This window comes from Streptomyces sp. NPDC048603 (assembly GCF_043199475.1).
Classification (GTDB): Bacteria; Actinomycetota; Actinomycetes; order Streptomycetales; family Streptomycetaceae; genus Streptomyces.
Genome location: NZ_JBICVY010000002.1, coordinates 689,627 through 708,345, shown reverse-complemented (window position 1 = coordinate 708,345; position 18,719 = coordinate 689,627). Strand labels below are relative to the sequence as shown.

General features: G+C 74.3%; 9 protein-coding genes. All 9 read right to left on the bottom strand.

The window, feature by feature from the left end; translation table 11 throughout:
• The coding region (locus ACGFQ9_RS06635) for a 2-oxoacid:acceptor oxidoreductase family protein (protein WP_393571826.1) at window positions 1-500 on the bottom strand (500 nt) is incomplete at its 3' end.
• 157 nt (window positions 501-657) lie between these two features.
• A complete protein-coding gene (locus ACGFQ9_RS06630; protein WP_393571824.1) occupies window positions 658-1,983 on the bottom strand; it encodes a dihydrolipoamide acetyltransferase family protein in 1,326 nt (441 codons plus the stop codon).
• Window positions 1,984-1,994: 11 nt separating this feature from the next.
• Complete coding sequence (locus ACGFQ9_RS06625; RefSeq protein ID WP_393571822.1) at window positions 1,995-2,975, bottom strand: alpha-ketoacid dehydrogenase subunit beta; 981 nt, start codon at window positions 2,973-2,975, stop codon at window positions 1,995-1,997.
• Window positions 2,976-2,977: 2 nt separating this feature from the next.
• Window positions 2,978-4,144: a pyruvate dehydrogenase (acetyl-transferring) E1 component subunit alpha gene (gene pdhA, locus ACGFQ9_RS06620; protein ID WP_393571820.1), complete on the bottom strand. Its 1,167-nt coding sequence runs from the start codon at window positions 4,142-4,144 to the stop codon at window positions 2,978-2,980.
• Window positions 4,141-5,484, bottom strand: a complete 1,344-nt coding sequence (locus tag ACGFQ9_RS06615) for an AMP-binding protein (RefSeq protein WP_393571818.1) — start codon at window positions 5,482-5,484, stop codon at window positions 4,141-4,143. The genes pdhA and ACGFQ9_RS06615 overlap by 4 nt, the downstream gene beginning before the upstream one ends.
• 16 nt (window positions 5,485-5,500) lie before the next feature.
• On the bottom strand, window positions 5,501-6,025 hold the full coding sequence (locus ACGFQ9_RS06610; protein WP_393571816.1) for a flavin reductase family protein: 525 nt from the start codon (window positions 6,023-6,025) through the stop codon (window positions 5,501-5,503).
• Window positions 6,022-6,861: a thioesterase II family protein gene (locus tag ACGFQ9_RS06605; protein WP_393571814.1), complete on the bottom strand. Its 840-nt coding sequence runs from the start codon at window positions 6,859-6,861 to the stop codon at window positions 6,022-6,024. The genes ACGFQ9_RS06610 and ACGFQ9_RS06605 overlap by 4 nt, the downstream gene beginning before the upstream one ends.
• Complete coding sequence (locus tag ACGFQ9_RS06600) at window positions 6,858-9,335, bottom strand: beta-ketoacyl synthase N-terminal-like domain-containing protein (RefSeq protein WP_393571812.1); 2,478 nt, start codon at window positions 9,333-9,335, stop codon at window positions 6,858-6,860. Before ACGFQ9_RS06600 ends, ACGFQ9_RS06605 begins: the two co-directional genes overlap by 4 nt.
• The gene (locus ACGFQ9_RS06595) at window positions 9,332-18,706 is read right to left on the bottom strand and encodes an SDR family NAD(P)-dependent oxidoreductase (RefSeq protein ID WP_393571810.1); all 9,375 of its coding nucleotides are present in this window, start codon (window positions 18,704-18,706) and stop codon (window positions 9,332-9,334) included. Before ACGFQ9_RS06595 ends, ACGFQ9_RS06600 begins: the two co-directional genes overlap by 4 nt.
• Window positions 18,707-18,719 lie beyond the last annotated feature (13 nt).

Here is an 18,719-nt window from a genome sequence, read left to right as displayed (position 1 = left end):
CTGCGCTCGGCCTCCTTGCGGGAAAGCCCGAAATCCTTCAGCGCCTCCACCGTCAGCGTGGTCAACGGCACCGGATGCACGTTGTACGCGTCCAGCGATCCGTCTTCCAGCGGCGAGGTCTCATACCCCACCTTCGCCATCGGCCGCTTGGTGAACTCATCGGTATTGATGATGATCTCCGCGCCCCGCGGGACATCCCCGATGTTCGCCTTCAGGGCCGCCGGATTCATCGCCACCAGCACGTTCGGGGCATCACCCGGCGTGAGGATGTCGTGATCGGCGAAATGCAGCTGGAAGGACGACACACCCGGAAGCGTGCCGGCGGGCGCGCGGATCTCGGCAGGGAAGTTCGGCAGCGTGGACAGGTCGTTCCCGAACGACGCCGTCTCCGACGTGAAGCGGTCACCGGTGAGCTGCATTCCGTCACCCGAGTCACCCGCGAAACGGATGATCACTCGGTCGAGGCGGCGGACTTCCTTCACCGGAGAATCGGCCAACACCTCAGGACTCCTTACGTGTTCCGACGGGGAAAGGGCGGGCCGGCCACCAGGCGGGGGATGTCTGGCGACCGGCCCTGTCACGGGGGGGTGACGCCTCACAGTCTGCGGAAACCGCCTGTAGAGGCTCTGTACGTCTCCTGGAGATCCTCTGTGGGGCTCAGCTCCAGGCGATCGTACGGTCGGGCCGTTCCAGGACCGCCGCCACATCGGCGAGGAACCTGGAACCGAGTTCGCCGTCGATCAGACGGTGGTCGAAGGACAGGGCGAGCGTCACGACCTGACGCGGTTTCACCTTGCCCTTGTGCACCCAGGGGCGTGCCCCGATCGCCCCGACCGCCAGGATCGCGGCTTCACCGGGGTTCAGGATGGGCGTCCCGGCGTCGATTCCGAAGACCCCGATGTTGGTGAGCGTGAGGGTGCCGCCGGCCAGGTCGGACGGGGAAGTCCGGCCGGCCCTGGCTGCGTCCACCAGGCCGTCCAGCGCCTCGGCGAGCCCGACGAGGGGCAGGGCCTGGGCGTTCTTGATGTTGGGGACCAGAAGGCCGCGGGGAGTGGCGGCCGCGATGCCCAGATTCACGTAGTGCTTGAGCACGATCTCCTGGGCGGCGTCGTCCCAGGCCGCGTTGACACCGGGGTTGCGCGCCACGGCGGCGAGGACGGCTCGCGCGACCAGCAGGAGCGGGGTGACCCGGCGGCCGGCGAACCCGGGGTCGTCGCGGAGTTCCCGGACCAGCTTCATGGTGCGGGACACGTCCACCGTGACGAACTCGGTGACATGCGGTGCCCTGAACGCCGAGGCGGTCACGGCCGCCGCGGTGGCCTTACGGACGCCCTTCACCGGGATCCGGGTCTCCCGCTCCCACACGCCCTCCGCAGTGGCGGACGGGGCCGGAGCGGCGGGCCGGGCCGCCTCCGCGCCGTCGGCCGAGGATCCGGCAGGGGCGGCCGGGACCGCATGCGCCGCCGCGTGGACGTCCTCGCGGGTGATCACACCGTTTGGGCCGGACGGGCTGACGGTGGTCAGGTCCACCCCGAGGTCCTTGGCGAGCTTGCGGACCGGCGGTTTTGCGCGGACCCTCCCCTCGCCCGGGCCGGGGCGGTTGTGCGGGCCGCCCGGCCGCCGGGGCCGGCGCCGGGAGGTGCCGGCTGCGACCCCGTACCCGACGAGGACCGGCTCGCGCCGCCCCGCCGGGTCCGGCACGGCATCCGGGCCGCCGTCCGCCCCGGCGTCGTCTGCAACGGTGATGATCACCGCGCCGACCGCGGCCGTGTCGCCCTCCTCGAAACACAGTCTGTGCACCACCCCGTCGAACGGGACCGGCAGCTCCACCACGGCCTTGGCCGTCTCGATCTCGCACACCACCTGGCCGTCGGTGACCCGGTCGCCGGGCCGGACGTACCAGGTGAGGATCTCCGCCTCGGTGAGCCCTTCGCCCACGTCGGGCATCCGGAACTCGCGCAGGCGGGTCGCAGTGTCGGTCATGGCTGATGTCCTCAGTAGGCCAGCGAGCGGTCGACTGCGTCGAGCACCCGGTCGAGGTCGGGCAGGTACTCCTCCTCCAGCCGGGCCGCCGGATAGGGGGCGTGGTATCCCCCGACCCGCAGGACCGGTGCCTCCAGCGTGTAGAAGCATCGGGTGGTGATGCGGGCGGCGATCTCCGCGCCCGCGCCGAAGAAGACCGGCGCCTCGTGCACGACCACCAGCCTGCGGGTTCGCTCCACCGAGCCCTGGATGGTGTCGAAGTCCACCGGGGAGACCGACCGCAGGTCCAGGACCTCCAGCGAGCGTCCCTCGGCGGCCGCAGCCTCGGCCGCCTCCAGGCACAGTTTCACCGTCGGCCCGTACGCCGCGAGCGTGAGATCGGTGCCCTCGCGGACCACACGCGCCCGGTGCAGCGGCTCCGGCGGAGCGGACAGGTCCACCTCTGCGGTGTCCCAGTAGCGGCGCTTCGGCTCGAAGAAAATCACCGGGTCGTCGCTGCGGATGGCCTGACGGAGCATCCGGTAGGCGTCCGCCGGGTTCGACGGCGACACCACCTTCAGGCCGGCGACGTGCGCGAACAGTGCCTCCGGGGAGTCGCTGTGGTGCTCGACGGCACCGATGCCGCCGCCGTACGGGATCCGGATGACCACGGGCATCCTGATGGCACCCTGCGAGCGGGCGTGCAGCTTGGCCAGCTGGGTCACGATCTGGTCGTACGCCGGGAAGACGAACCCGTCGAACTGGATCTCCACCACCGGCCGGTACCCGCCCAGGGCCAGTCCGATGGCGGTGCCGACGATGCCGGACTCGGCGAGCGGCGAGTCCATCACGCGCTCTTCGCCGAAGTCCTTCTGCAGGCCGTCCGTCACCCGGAAGACGCCGCCGAGCACGCCGACGTCCTCCCCCATGACCAGGACGGAGGGGTCTTCCTCGAGTGACGTGCGCAGGGCCTCGTTGAGCGCCCTGGCCAGTGTCAATTTCTCCGCAGCCATGCCTACTCAGTCTCCCCGTCGGCGAAGGATCGGTGGTATTCCTCGAACTGCTCCCGCTCCTCTTCGACCTGCGCATGGCCTTCGGCGTACACGTGGTCGAAGACGGCCAGCCGGTGCGGGTTCGGCATGTTCCGCGCCTCGCGGCGGACGCGGTAGGCCAGTTCGCGGGCCTGTTCCTCGACCTCGTCGAAGAACTCCGGTCCGGCGAGGCCGGCATCGGTCAGGTGGGTGCGGAGCCGGGCGATCGGGTCCCTGGCCCGCCAGTGCTCCACGTCGGCGGGGCGGCGGTATCGGGTGGGATCGTCGGAGGTGGTGTGGGCACCCATCCGGTAGGTGAACGCCTCGATGAAGAAGGGGCCGTTGCCCGCACGGACGTGTTCCAGGGCGGCCCGGGTCACGGCGTGGACGGCGAGGACGTCGTTGCCGTCGACCTGCACCCCCGGAAAGCCGAAGCCGTCGGCGCGGCGGTAGAGGGGGCCGCGCAACTGGCGCTGGACAGGCTCGGAGATGGCCCACTGGTTGTTCTGGCAGAAGAACACCACCGAAGCGTCGTGGACGGCGGCGAAGGTGAACGCCTCGGCCACGTCTCCCTCACTGGTGGCGCCGTCACCGAAGTAGGCGATCGCGGCGGCGTCGCTGCCCTTCTTGGCCAGGCCCATCGCGTAGCCGGTGGCGTGCAGTGCGTGCGAGCCGACCACCAGGGTGTACAGGTGGAAATTGGTCTCCTTGGGGTCCCAGCCGCCGTTGGTGACGCCCCGGTACAACTTGACGATGTCGACGGGGTCGACTCCCCGGCACCAGGCGACCGCGTGCTCCCGGTAGCTGGGGAAGACGTAGTCGTCGCGGCGCAGCGCGTGGGCCGACCCGACCTGAGCGGCCTCCTGACCGGCCAGCGGCGGCCACAGGCCCAGTTCGCCCTGTCGCTGGAGGGCCGTGGCCTCGGCGTCGAAGCCGCGGGAGACCACCATGTCCCGGTAGAAGGACCGCAGGAGTTCCGGGTCGTAGCCGGGGGTGCGGTCGGGGGGAAGCACCAGGGTGCCCTCGGGAGTCAGCAGCTGCAGCATGCCCGGGCCTTCGGAGCGTGACATGAAGGCGTTCAGCGCGTCGGCGAAGTCGGGCACGGCAAGCTCGTCGGTCTCCTGCGGGCGCTGGCTACCGGTAGCGGTCATATCACTTCCATCTCAAGACGGCCGGGCGGTTCCGGCGAACGGACCCGGTCCTGGTGGGCAGGGGCGTGGGGGCGGCGACGCGGGTCGGCGGATACGCGAGGCGGGCGCGCGGTTATTTCGAGGGTGTGGTCCGGGGTCCAGCAGCCGTGCCAGCCCGAGTACTGGACGTCCTCGGGGAACCAGGGCGGGCCCATGGCGACGATCTCGCCGTGGGCGCCGCGCGGCAGGGTCTCCCCGCCCGGTCCCGCGATGCGCAGCCGCACGGGCGGTACGGGGTTGCCCGCTCCCGGCTCGTAGGGGCTCCGTGCGTCCCGGGCGGTGATCTCGTGGGCGGTCCAGGGCAAAGCGCCGTCGGTCGGGGCGAACTCCGACCAGAGGCGGGTCCCGGGCCGCGCGGCGAAGTGGCGGGCCGCCAGTTCCCGGGAGCAGGGCTCGCCGATGAGGACGACCGTTCCGCAGCCGGAACCGGCGCGCGCCGCGCGCCCGGTGCCCGTTGTGGTGCCGACACCGGATCGGGGGCCCGGGCGGGAAGCCGGGCCGGCGTCCTGCAGGGCAGCGTAGTCCCCCGGCGTGAGGATGGCGGCGCTGTCCCACGATCCGGTGAGCGGCCACAGGTCGTCGTCGGGGTCCCAGGGCGCGGTGTGCAGGGTTGCCCCGCTGCTGACGGCCCACCAGGTGGCCGCCAGCGCGACCCGGGACATCGGCTCCCGCCCGGTCGTCACGGTGCCGGCCGGGCTGACGACGCGGCGGCTGCGGTCGGCGGCGGAGCGCAGCCACGAGCGGTGGTCCACGAGCCGGGCCACCCTCCGGTCCCCGTCGGGCAGCAAGTACGCCCCGCCCTCGGGTGAGGAGCGCGGCAGCGCGGGCTCCTCCGGGGCGGCGGAGATCTTCCGCCAGGTGAGGAGATCGTCCAAGGCGAGGGAGGGGATGCCCCGGACGGCCCGGTCGTAGGTGGCCCGGCTGCACAGCACGGCCCGGGCCCCGGTCGCCCCGGCGAGGGCGGCGAGGCCGCCGGGCCGGTCCGGCGGCGGGACACACACGGCCCCCGCCTTGAGCACGGCCAACTGGGCGACGAGGGCCTGGCGGTGGTTCCCGCAGTGGACGATCAGCGGGTCGCCGAGCTGGACGCCGCCGCGGGCCAGGGCCGACGCCAGGCGCACGGCCTGGCGTTCGGCCCGGTCGTAGGTGAGCCGGTGCCGGCCTTCCTGCACCGCCACCCGGGCGGGGTGGCTGCGGGCGATGCGGGAGAACACCTGGTCCAGGGTGAGCGCGGGCCGCTCCTGCTCCGGCACGCCGGCCGGGCGGGAATTCCGGCGCACCGCCGGCTGCTGCGTGATCACTGTGCGCTCCGCGTCCTCAGGAAATGAAGTCGTAGGACAGCCGGTCCTCGGTGTCCGGCCATGTCTCGAACCGGCGCAGCCCGTAGAGCAGGGGCTGCTGTTCCTCGCCGAGCCGGCTCACCGCGGTCACCCGGCCCATGATCACGACGTGGTCCCCGACGATGTGGTCGGAGGTGACCCGGCAGTCGGCGATGGTGTGCGCCGCGCCCAACAGGTGCGGGCCGGCCGCCTCGCCGGTCATCCGCCAGGGCACCCGCTCGAAGCGGTCCTGTGCCCCGGAGGCGAAGAGCTCCGCGGTGGTGCGGGCCCCGCGGTGCAGCAGGTTGACCGCGAACCCGCCTCCGTCCTGAACCGCTTCGAGGGTGGGACTGCCGCGGCGCATGCACACCAGCAGGACGGGCGGCTCCAGCGAGACGCTGCACAGGGAGGTGAGCGTCATGCCGCGGGGGACGTCGTCGGCGCCGGCCGTGGTGACGATGGTGACGCCGGTGGGGAAGCCGGCCATCAGCGTCCTGAAGTCGGCCGGGCTCTCGTGGGTCATGCCGTGCTCTCCCGTCGGGGCGGTGCGGCCTCGGTGCCGATGGGCGCGAGTCGGGCCAGGGTCTGCGTGATCTCGGCGGCCAGCACCTCGGTGAACGCGGGGAAGGTGTCCCCGAGGAAGTGGAAGTGGCCGCCCTGGAAAAGCCGCCGACGGAATTCACCGCTGGTCTCCCGGGACCAGGCCGGCACCCCGGGCACCGGGGCGAGCACGTCGTCGGTGGACGCGAACACGGTGAGGTCCGCCGACAGCGGGGTCCGGTCCGGGTCCGGCCGGTAGGAGTCCAGGGCACGAAGGTCGGACCGGATCAGCCGGAGGAACCGGTGACGGAACTCGGGCAGTTCATCGATCCGGTCGGGCATGCCGCCGAGCCGGGTGAGCCGCCGGGCGAGTTCCGTGTCGGACAGGCTGGGGTCGAGGAGCCGTACGGCCGGCTGGATGCCGGTCGCCTGGCGGCCGGAGACCCCGACCCAGACCGGTGCGCGGCCGCGGGCCTGCAGGGAACGGGCGGTTTCGGACGCGATGACGGCGCCCAGGCTGTGCCCGAACAGGGCCAGCGGGACTCCTTCGCCGAGGGCCATGACGTCATCGGTGACCCGGGCGACGAGCTCAGCCATGTCGGTGACGGGGGCCTGCGCGAACCGCTTTCCGCGGCCGGGCAGGTCGAGCAGCAGCAGGTCCCAGCCGGGCGGGAGGACCCGGTGCATGGGGTGGTAGACGCCGCCCGAGCCACCCGCGTGCGGAACGACCACGAGCCGGAGTTCGGGTGCGGTGACGGTGCGCGGCCGGATAAAGGCTTCGGCGGGGATTCCGGCCGTTCCGCTGCCGGTGGGGGTCATGCGGTCACCGCCCCTGCGACCGGGGCCGCCGCGGCCGTGGCCACGATGCTTTCGGCGAGCTTGGCCATCAGGTCGTGCAGCGGCATGTCGAGGGAGAGCTGGTCGGCGGTCAGGCCGATTTCGTGGCGCTCCTCGACCCGGGTGATAAACAGCGTCGAGATGAACGAGTCGCCGCCCACCTCGAGGAAGGAGAGGCCGGGGTCGAGTTCCTCAGCCTGCAGGACGGTCCGGAGCTCTTCCATCAGCCAGGCGGTCAGGGCCGGTACGTCAGGGGCTCCGGGGGTGTCGTGTCCGGCCGCGCCGCCGGCGGCCGGGCGGGGTGCGCCGGCGGCCGGCTCGTCGATCCAGTACCGGCGGCGGCGGAAGGGGTAGGTGGGCAGCCCCCCGCTGAAGCGGGCGCCCGGGGCACGGAGCGCGGCCGGCCGCAGGTCGGCTCCGTGGGTGAAGAGGGCGGCCAGGGCGGTGTGCAGCAGTGCGGGCGCGTCCTGCGGGCGCTCCCCCGCCAGTGGCAGGGTCTGGCGGCTGCCGTCCGCCTCCCAGGTGAGCTCGGCCCGGACCGCCGGGGTTCCGGGTTCCGGGGTGCGGCCGACCGGGGTGCCGTCGGCCTTCCCGGGGCGGGTGCGCACCCCCAGCCGGTCGAGCATCGCGCGGAGGCGGCCGGCGGGGTTCCGGTCCCCGGTCTCCGGGTCGGCCAGGTCCGGGTGGGCGGCGATCAGTTCGGCGAGCACCTGCTCCAGCGCGCCCTCCGGGCCGGCGACGGTCAGCACCGGGCGGGGCGGCTGCGGAGCGGAACCTGCCGCACCTGCCGTGCCGGCAGCGTTCCGGGGAGCCGTGGCGCGCCAGTCGGCGAGTGCGTCGGCGAGTTCCCGGGCGGTGCTGCCTGTGACGGCCAGCCGGTGTGCGAAGGCCGCCCGCCCGGCCCGCAGGGTGTGGCAGAGGTCGGCAAGCCCTTCGTCGCCGGTGCGGCGGAGCAGGGATCCGATCTCGTCGGCGAGCCGGTCCAGGGCCTCGGGGTCCTTGGCGGACAGGGTGAGCAGTTCGGGACCCCGGGGCGGGGCGGTGGGAACGGGTTCGCGGGATTCCAGAACGGCGTGGACGTTCGTGCCGCTCATGCCGAAGGAGTTGATGCCCGCGATCCGGCGGGAGAGGTCTGCGGGCCAGGGCCGGGCGGTGCGGGGGACCTCGAAGCCCATCTGCTGCCACGGGATGTGGGGGTTCAGCTCGCCGTCCCCGGGGTCCGCTGCGGCCGGGATCACCCCGTGCTGGAGCATGAGCACGGTCTTCATCACGGAGGCGATGCCGGAGGCGCCTTCCAGGTGGCCGATCCGGGACTTGACGCTTCCGATCGACAGCGGGGTGCCGCGCCGCCGCACCGCCTCGCCGAGCACCCCGTCCAGGGCTCCGACCTCGATCGGGTCGCCGAGGACGGTGCCGGTGCCATGGGCCTCCACGTAGCCCACCTCGGCCGGGTCGATCCGGGCGTCGGCGAGCGCCGCCCGGATCACTTCCTGCTGGGCCGGACCGTTGGGGGCGGTCAGGCCGGAAGCCGCGCCGTCGTGGTTGACGGCGGTCCCCCGGATCACGGCGAGCACCGGCCGGCCCTCGGCCTCGGCGTCGTCCAGGCGCATCAGCGCCACCATGCCGATGCCCTCGCCACGGCCGTAGCCGTCCGCGGTGGCCAGGAAGGACTTGGAGCGGCCGTCCGGAGAGAGGGCCCGGGTCTGGCACAGGGAGACCATCAGGCTGGCGGAGAGCAGCAGGTTCGCGCCGCCGGCCAGGGCGTAGCGGCACTCCCGGTTGCGGAGCCCCCGGACGGCGAGGTGCAGGGTGGTCATGGAGGAGGAGCAGGCGGTCTCCACGCCCATGACGGGTCCGGAGAAGCCCATCAGGTGGCTGATCCGTCCGGCTCCGAAGCTGAGACCCCCGCCGGTGATGTAGTACGGGTCGATGCGGGACATGTCCGAGCGGTCCTCGTTCCGCTCGCTGTACTCGGAGGTCATCATCCCGAGGTAGATGCCGACGTCGAGGCGGTCGGAGCGGCGGACGGCGATGCCGGCCCGCTCCAGGGCCTCCCAGCCGGTCTCCAGCAGCATCCGCTGCTGCGGGTCCAGAAGCCGGGCCTCGCGCCGGGATATCCCGAAGAACCCCGCGTCGAAATCTGCTATCCGGTCCAGGAACCCGGCCCGGTCGACGTACGAGCGGCCGGTCTTGCCCGGGACCGGGTCGTACACGGCGCGCAGGCCGGGCCGGTCCTCCGGCAGCGGGGCCAGCGCGGTGTCCGTGCCGCACAGGAACTCCCAGTACTCCTCGGGGGAGTTGATGGCCGGCGGGAGCCGAAGGCCCATGCCGACGACGGCCACGGGAGCGTGGCGTTCCTCCTCCAGCTCGGCGATCCTGGCCCGCAGCTTGTGGGAGAGCCTGAGCTGGCCCTCCATCAGGCTGCGGATGCTGTCGGTGTCCATGGGGTCACTCATGCCTGCGTTTCTCCTTTCCCGGCGGACACGTCGCTGCGGACGGCTCGGACGAGTTCTTCGAAGGACAGTTCCGAGGGGTCCGGTTGGCCGGACAGCTCCTCGTGGTCCGGCCCGGTCCGGGTGGCGGAACCGCCCGGTACTGCGGGGGCGGCCGCTCCCGACGGGGTGCAGCTCTCCGGGTTCGGCAGGCCAAGAGCCCCGAGGATGTGGTGCGCCATGCGCGGGACCGTGGGGTGATCGAGGGCCACCGTGGCCAGCAGGTCCACGCCGAGGGCGTGGGAGAGACGGGTCCGCAGGTCGATCACCATGATCGAGTCCAGGCCCATGTCACCGAAGGTGGTCTCGTCGTCGTCGGAGGCGGGCTCGCCGAGGGTCTCCCCGGCCGTCTCGCGGACGAGCTCCCGCACCGCGACGGTACGGGCGTCGGGGTCCAGGTCCTCCAGACCCACGCGGAACCAGCCGCGCGGCCGGGTGCCGGCAGCCTCGGGGTCCTGCGGTCCGTGCTCGGCGGTGAGGGAGGCGAGCAGCCGGGCCCTCGGGTGCCCGCCCAGTTCCGCGATCCAGCGCTCCGGGGTGATGTCCACCGCGGTGATCCGCGCGGGGGCGTCGGCCGGGGCGGCCAGCACGGCCGTCAGCACGGATTCGGCCGTCTCGTCGGTGAGGGTGCCGACGCCGATGCGGGCGGTGGCCCGGCGGACCGCCTCGGCGGCAGCCAGACCGCCCTTGCCCTCCGGGACCCAGGGGCCCCAGGCCACGGCGGTGGCCGGCACGCCCTCCTCGCGGAGCGCCTCCGCAAGGCCGCCGAGGTAGCCGTTGGCTGCGGCGTACGCGGTCTGCCCTGCGGAGCCGAGGACAGCGGACGCCGACGAGTACAGGATGAACGCGTCGAGTTCGTGCCCACGCAGGGCTTGCGCGAGGGTGTCGGCGCCGTGCGCCTTGGCGGCGAACACCCGCTCGGTGCTCTCGCGGTCGACGCGGGCGAAGGCCCGGTCGTCGGTCACTCCGGCCAGGTGCAGGACGAGGCGCAGCGGGTGCGTGTCGCCCGCCTCGGCAACGGCCCGCGCACAGTCGGCGGGGTCGGTGACGTCGCCTCGCACGAGGTGGACGCGGGTGCCGGCGGCGGTGAGCTCGGCGATCCGGCGACGGGCCTCGTCGTCGGGCGCCGAACGGGCCATCAGGGTCACCGCGGGGCAGCCGTGGCGGGCGAGGACGGCGGCACTGCTCAGCCCGAGGGCGCCCAGTCCGCCGGTGATCAGGGCGGCGCCGGCCGGGCGGCCGGTGTCCGCGGCCCGTACGGCGGCGTGCACCAGGCGGGCGGCCCGCACGCCTTGAGGGCCGGCTTCCAGCCGGGCCTCGGGGAGACCGGCGTCGAGGCCGCGGCCGAGGGCGCGGAGCAGGACCTCGGCGTCCCAGCCGTCGGTGAGGGTGACCCGGACCAGCCGTCGGTCGGTCTCCTCGGCTTCCAGGGAGGCCAGCAGTCCCCACAGGCTCTCGCGGACGGGGGCATGGTCGGCGGTGCCGGCGGCGAGGACGGCGTAGGGCACGGAGGCGGGGACGGTACGGAGGGTGCCTGCGAGGCCGAGTACGGCCTCAGCCGCGTCTCCGGGGCCCTTGCCGGCTCCGGTGCCCGGGTCGGCGAGGAACCGGGCGTCGACGATCAGGTCGGCGTCGGCCAGGGCTGCCGCGCCGGTGTCCTCCGCGTCCGGACCGGTGAGCCGGTTCGGGTCGTCCAGGACGGGTGCGGTCACCCGGTGGCCGGCTTCCTCCGCGGCCTTGACCATGGCCCGGCCGGCCTCGGTGCCCGCACCGAGGACGGCGAGATGCCGTACGGGGGACGCCGGGGCCGCGGTGCCCTCCGGGAGTTCGGTCCAGGCGAGGCCGTAGGTGTGCCGGGTGCCCTGCCGGAGCGAGGACTGGAGCAGGGAGCGGGAGGCGAGCCGGAACCGGAATCCGTCCATGGCCAGGACGGTGGCGCCGGTGCCGTCGAAGATGTGCAGGTCCGCGGTCTCCACCTGGTTGAAGCCCGCTCCGGGGGCGTCCTGCAGGACGGCCCGGACGTGGCCCCACAGCGGGCGGCCGGGGATCGGCCGGCCGGGGAAGGAGACCCGGGCGGCGGCGAACGGGATGACGAGCGCCTGCTCCTGGCCGGCCGGCTCGGGGTCCTCCTCGTGGACGGCGAAGCTGACGGAGCTCTGCAGGCACGAGTCCAGGAGCCCGGGGTGGATCTGGTAGTCCTCGGCCGGCTCGTTCATCTCCTCCGGCCAGTCGAACCGGATCAGTGCTTCGTTCCCCCGGATCCACGCGTCGCCGACCCAGCTGAACGACGGGCCGAGCAGGTAGCCGATGCCCCGCAGGTGCCGGTAGAAGGCCTCCCCGCTGAGGTGCCGGTCGGCCTCCGCGATGAACGTCTCGGGCTCGGGCGCGATCCGCGGGCCGACCGGGTCGCCGTCGAGCAGACGGGCCGTCAGATGTTCCTGCCAGCGCCCGTGTTCGGGGTCGAGGAGGCTCTGCACGCTGACGGTGCGGCTGCCGGTGTCCCGGTGCGGTGCGCGCTCGATGACCTGGAGTTCGTAGCGTTCCCCGTCGTGCAGCACGAGGGCACGCGGGAAGTGCAGGTCCTCCAGGACGACGTGGCCGCCGTCGCTGCCGAGCGCGGAGAGCACGGTCGCGGTCTGCGAAGCGCCGGCCACCTGCACGGTGCCGAACAGGCGGTGGTCGTCGAGGTGCGGCGGGTAGACGGTGCTGCGCTCGGTGACGAACACCCGGCCGGACAGGGCAGGCGAGCGCAGTTCGGCGCCCCACGGCGGCCCGGCGGGCGCGGTGGCGGCCCGGGACACCGCGGACCCGGACACCGCGGCCGCGTCCGCTGCGGACCCGGACCTGACGACGGCCTCCGCCGGTGCTCCGGTCCACGGAGCGGCCGCGGCCGGTTCCGCGCGCCGCCAGTGGACGGTCTCGGCGAACGGGTAGAGCGGCGCGTCACCGCGCGGGGTGCGGCGCGGGGCCTGCACGGCCGCCCAGTCGATGTCCTCGCCGAGCTCGTACAGGGCCTTGGCCGCGGCCGCCATGACGGCCCGGTCGCCGCTGCCGCGGAGCAGCGAGGGCAGCAGTCGGCTGTTGTCCCCGTGGGGGGCGAGCCCGCCGGCGCGAACCAGGTTCACCAGGGTCCGGTCGGGGCCGATCTCCAGGCAGACGTCCACGTCCTGCACGGCCAGCTGCCGGGCGCCGTCGTGGAACCGGACGGGGTTGCGGGCGTGCCGGACCCAGTAGTCGGCGTCGAAGGTGCCGGGCCCGGCGGTCTCCCCGGTGAGATTGGAGACCAGCGGGACCTCGGGGTCCTTGAAATCGAGGGCGGCGGCTGCCTCGCGGAGCTGCGGGAGCACGGGGTCGAGGAGCCGGGAGTGGAAGGCGTGCGAGACGGTGAGGCGCAAGGCGCGTACTCCGTCCGCAGCGAGCTCCGCTGCCAGGTGGTCGATCTCCGCGGGCAGTCCGGCGACCACGGTGGACTCCGGCGTGTTGACGGCGGCGATGTCCAGCGGGGTGCCCGCGATCCGCCGCAGCACCTCGGCCTCGGGTGCCTGGACGGCGAGCATCGCACCGCGTTCGGTGCCCTGCATGAGCCCTGCCCGGCGGGCGATCAGCCTGAGTCCGGAGGACAAGTCGGTCACCCCGGCGTGGACGGCTGCGGCGACCTCGCCGACGCTGTGGCCCATGACCACGGCCGGGGTGACGCCCCAGGACTCCCAGAGTCCGGCGAGGGCCAGTTCGAGCGCGAACAGGGCCGGCTGCGTCACCCGGGTCTCGTCCACGGCCTTGGGGTCGCTGCCGTAGAGGGCGAGTTCGACCAGTGAGCCGCCGAGCAGCGGGGCGAGCCCGCGGTCGCACTCTTCGAAGATCTCCCGGAACACCGGTTCCGTCTCGTAGAGTTCGCGGCCCATGCCGAACCGCTGGCTGCCCTGTCCGGAGAACAGGAAGGCGATCCTCGGCCGGCCCGCGGGGCGGGGCGGCAGCGGCGCGGCGAGCTGGGCGGTCAGCTTCTCGCCGGTCTCGCCGAGCAGGGCCCGGCGGTACGGGAAGTGGGCACGGCCGACGGCGGCCGCGGCGGCCAGGCCGGGCAGTTCGGCGTCGGTGGCCTGGGCCAGGCGCCGTCCCCACGCGGCCGTGAGCCGCTCCAGGCCGACCTCGTCGGGCGCGGACAGGGGGATCAGGTGGGGGGTTCCGGCCGGGCCGCCGCTCGTGGCGGCGGGGGGCCCGGCCGGTGCCTCGGCGATGATCACGTGGGCGTTGGTACCGGTGAGTCCGAAACCGGAGACTCCGGCCGCCCGCGGCTTGCCGCCGGAACGCCAGGGGGTCGGGGTGTCCACCACCCTGACGTTCATTTCCGACCAGTCCACGTGCGGGTTGGGTTCCGCGAAGTGGAGGTTGGCCGGGATGAGATCGTGTCTCAGCGCAAGGACGGTCTTGATGACGGCGGCCATGCCGGCGGCCGATTCGCAGTGACCGATGTTGCTCTTGACGGAGCCGACGTGCAGCGGCTCCCCGGGCTTGCGGCCGGGGCCCAGGACCCGCCAGGCAGCGCCCAGTTCGATGGGGTCACCGAGGGAGGTCCCGGTGCCGTGGGCCTCAAGGTAGGAGATCTCCGGCCCGCTGAGGGAGGCGTCGGCGAGGGCGTCGGCGAGCAGCCTCTGCTGGGCGGTGCCGCTCGGGGCGGTGAGCCCGGAGGAGGCGCCGTCCTGGTTGACGGCCGTGCCGCGGATCACGGCCAGCACCCGGTCACCGTCGCGCTCGGCGTCGGAGAGCCGCTTGAGGACGAGGACGCCGCAGCCCTCGGCCCGGACGAACCCGTTGGCGTCCGCGGAGAAGGTACGGCAGCGCCCGTCCGGTGAAAGCATGTGCGCCCGGCTGGCGGACACGGAGGCCATCGGGTCGAGGATGACGTTGACCCCACCCGCGAGGACCGCGTCGGATTCCCCGCTGCGCAGCGACCGGACGCTCAGGTGGAGGGCGACCAGGGAGGAGGAGCAGGCGGTGTCCACGGCCATGGCGGGGCCCTGGAGCCCGAGGGTGTAGGACAGGCGGCCGGCGGCGGCGTTGAGCGAGGTGCCGGTGCTGTAGTAGGCGTCGAGCAGGTCGGCGCCGGGCGCGGCCAGGACACGGGCGTAGTCGGCGTAGCTGATGCCGACGAAAACCCCGGTGCGGCTGCGGCGCAGCGACTGCGGGTCGATGCCGGCGTCCTCCAGCGCGTGCCAGGCGGACTCCAGCAGGAGCCGCTGCTGCGGGTCGAGGTTCTCCGCCTCGCGGGCGGGGATGCCGAAGAAGGAGGCGTCGAAGCGGGCGATGTCCTTCAGGAACCCGCCCTGGTCGGTGGTGATCCGGCCGGGTCCGGAGCCGTCTGCGTGGAAGGCCTCGCGGTCGTAGCGGCCCTGGGGCACGGAACCGACGGCGTCGCGGCCCTCGCGCAGCAGGTCCCACAGCTCCTCGACGGAGTCGGACTGCGGGAACCGGCCGGCCATGCCGACGATGGCGATGGGCTCTGCGTCGGGCTGTCCCTCCGCAGGCTCCCCGTACTGCCGGGCGGGCGTCACGGACACCGGTACGGCCGATGCCGCGGGCGCCGGCACGGGGGAGGCCGTCGGCCCCGAGGGGGGCGCGGCGGCGCCGCCCGCGGCCGGTCCGGCCGCCGGGAGCACGGCGGCGGAGGTCGCGGTCTCGACGGCGCGCTCGGCGGCGGGCGCGACGGCCGCCGGGGCTCCGGTCAGGATGTACTCGGTGATCCGGGCGACGGTCGGGTGGTCGAAGACGTCCGCCGCGCGCAGCGACACCTCGAAGGCCTGCGCCAGCCTGCCGACCAGGTCCACCGCCATGATGGAGTCCAGGCCCAGGTCGAAGAAGCCCGCGTCGTCCCGGACCGCCCGGGCGGAGTCGAAGCCGAGCTGCGCGGCGACGATCCGCGCCGTGTGGGCCCGGGCCGCCACGGCCCGGCGCCGCTCCGGCAGCGCGGCCAGCTCGGCCGCGACCGAGGGTTCGGCCACGGTCTCCGGCGCCGGGGCGAGGGGTGCCCCGGCCGCGCCCGCCTCGTCGGCACCCGCCGCGAACAGCCCGCGCGGGCGGATCCGCGACATGATCGACCGGAACCGGGCGAGGTCAAGCGGGCAGACGACCAGGTGGCCGGCGGCGCCGGCCGGCGCGGCCAGGGCCGCGCGGCCGGCGGCCGCGTCCAGGGCGCCCACGCCCACCCGGGCGAAGGTCTCCCGCGAGGCGGAGTCGGCCATGCCCGACTCCCCCAGGTCCCACGGCCCGTAGGCGAGCGAGGCCGCGGGCAGGTCCAGTCCGGCGCGGTGCGCCACCAGGGCGTCCAGACCGCCGTTGGCCGCGGAGTAGGCCGCGCAGCGCTCGGTGCCCCAGACCGCGGAGACCGAGGAGACGGTGACGAAGAAGTCCAGCGGCCAGTCCAGGGAGGCCTGGTGCAGCAGCCAGGCCCCGGCGAACTTGCCGCGCAGCGAAGCCTCGAACTCCGTGGCGCCGGTCTCCGCGGCCGGGGTCCGCTCCAGCGTGCCGGCGGCGTGCAGCACCCCGCGTACGGGCGGCAGTCCCTCCAGCCCGGCGAGCGCGGAGGCCAGTGCCCCGGGGGTGTCGCAGCCGCCGGACCGGTAGACCGCGCGGACTCCGGCGGCCTCGAACCCGGCCAGCAGTTCCCGTGCCTCGGCAGGGAGTTCCGCCTCCGCGCGGCGGCCGATGAGCAGCAGGCTGCGGGCGCCCCGGGCGACCAGTTCGGCGGTCAGCTCGCGGCCGACGCCACCGAGCGCACCGGTGACGACGTAGGTGGCGTCCTCCACGACGGCGAGGGGGGCGGCGGCGGCCCGGGCCGCGGTGAGACGGGCGGCCAGGGCGGCTCCGCCACGGATCGCGATCCGGTCCTCGACGGTCGTCTCGGCGGCCGCGCCGGCGCCGTCCGCCTCCCGGACGACGAAGCGGAGCAGTGCGTCGAGGTCGGCGTCGTCCGGCAGGGCGGGCAGGTCGGCCACGCCGCCCCAGGCCGCGCCCAGTTCCAGGCCGAGGACCGGGGCCAGGCCGTGCAGCAGACCGTGGTCGGTGGCGGTGACGGCGTCGTCGACGCCGGTCCGGCAGGCGGCCCGGGTGAGGGCGTACACCCGGTGTCCGGCGGCGTCCCGGGCGAAGGCGGCGACGGCGGTGGTGACGGCCGCGCAGAGGGCGGCGCCCGGCCCGGCCGGGTCGGCGTCCTCGTCCCGGCCCTCGGACAGGGCGGTGGCGCGCAGGGCGAGCAGCAGGGGGACGGGCCGCCCCGCGGCCGGGGCGTGCGCAGCGCCGAACCCGGCCCATCCGGCCGTGTCCCGGGGAAGCGGGGCGTACGCCCATCCCTCGGGCAGGGCGGGGGCGGCCGGGGCGAGCACGGTCCCGGTCAGGCCCGTTCGGGCGGCCGTTGCGGCGAGGTCCGCGAGCAGGGTCTCGTCATCACCGGCCAGGACCACCGTCCGGCCGGATCCGGCCGCGTCCGGAAGGTCCAGGCCCTGCCACACCACCTCGTACGCGGCGGGCAGCCCGGCGGGGGCGGTGCCGGTGGGGGTCGGGTCCGCGGTGGGGGCGGAGGCCGTGGTGCGGGGGGCGAACCGCTGCCGCTGCCACGGGTACCCGGGCAGGTCGAGCAGGCGTCGGGGCAGCTCGGCGGCGGGGTGCGGCGCGTCCCCGGACCGGTCCTGCGGCTCGGTGACCGTGGCGTCGGCGGTGCTCTCGCCGGCGGCGAGGGCACGCAGCGCGGCTGCGGCGGCCTGCGGGCCGTCGGCCGTCACGGCGGCCCGGACCTCGAGCCGGGTGCGGCCGGCGGTCACGGTGTACGCGAAGGCCGGGTAGTCGGCGGGGTCGAGGCCGTCCAGCACCCCGGCGTAGCGCGCGGCCAGGGCGCGCAGGGCCTCCGGGGTCTTCGCCGAGATCTCGAACCCGGCGGCCCGCGGCGCCCCGGCCGCGGCGTCCCCGCCGGCCGGCGCCTGCGGTACCTCGTCGGGCAGCAGCGGGCCGACGATCGCGTGGGCGTTGGTGCCGCTCATGCCGAAGGAACTGACCGAGGCGCAGTCACCCGAGCGCTCGGACCAGTCCTGGAGTCCGGCGGGGACGGTCATGCCGGTGCCGGACAGGTCGATGCGCGGGTTGAGGTGGCGGAAGTGCACGACGGGCGGCACCTGGCGGCGGGAGACGCACAGCATGGCCTTGATCAGTCCGGCGACTCCGGCGGTCCCCTCCAGATGGCCGAAGTTGGTCTTCACTGCGCCGACCGGCAGGGGTGCCCCGCCGTTTCGCCGTCCCAGCGCGGTGGCCAGTGCGTCCATCTCGATGGGGTCGCCCAGGGCGGTACCGGTGCCGTGGGTCTCGGCGAAGCCGATCGCGGAGGGCTCCAGGCCGGCGTCGGCGAGCGCGGACTCGATGAGCGAGACCTGGGCCAGGACGTTGGGCGCGGTGAAGCCGCTGGACCGGCCGTCCTGGTTGACGGCGGTGCCCCGGATCACGCCGAGCACCCGGTCCCCGTCGCGCAGCGCGTGGTCGAGGCGCTTGAGCAGCACCACGCCGACGCCTTCGCCGCGGGTGAAGCCGTTGGCGCGGGAGTCGAAGGTCTTGCACAGGCCGTCCGGGGAGAGCGAACGGGTCTCCTGCACCAGGCGCATGGTCTGCGGGGACATGATCAGGTTGGCGCCCGCGGCGAAGGCGATCTCGCACTCGCCCTTGCGCAGGGCCTGCACCGCCAGGTGCACCGCGACCAGTGAGGAGGAGCAGGCCGTGTCGACGGTCATGGCCGGTCCGGTCAGGCCCAGGGCGTAGGCGACCCGGCCGGCGGCGAAGTTGTGCCCGTTGCCGGTGGCCCAGTAGGCGTCGGGCTCGCCCTCGCACCATTCCCGGTAGTCCTGCCACATGACGCCCAGATAGAGCCCGGCGCGGGCCTCGGCCAGCGCGCCGGCCCGTACTCCGGCGTGTTCCATGGCCTCCCACGCCACTTCGAGCAGGAGCCGGTGCTGCGGGTCCAGGTGGCGGGCCTCGCGAGGGCTGATACCGAAGAACTCGGCGTCGAAGTCGAGGACCTCGTCGAGGAAGCCGCCGCGCTGCGGCAGTCCGTCCCAGGCGCGGGCGAAGGGCCCCTTGCGCTGCTCGGGCATGGGCCGTACGGCGTCGCGGCCCTCGGCGAGAGCGGTCCAGTACCCGTCGAGGTCCTCGATGCCGCCGGGCAGCCGGAGCCCGGCCCCGATGATCGCGACGGGCTGGTTGCCGCTCTGCTCGGCGAGTTGCCGGCGAAGCGTCCGGATCGTGTCCATGGCCCGGGTGAGGGGCGTCTGCTTGCCTCCCCCGGAGGCGCTTGTCTCGTGCATCTCGGTTCCTTGC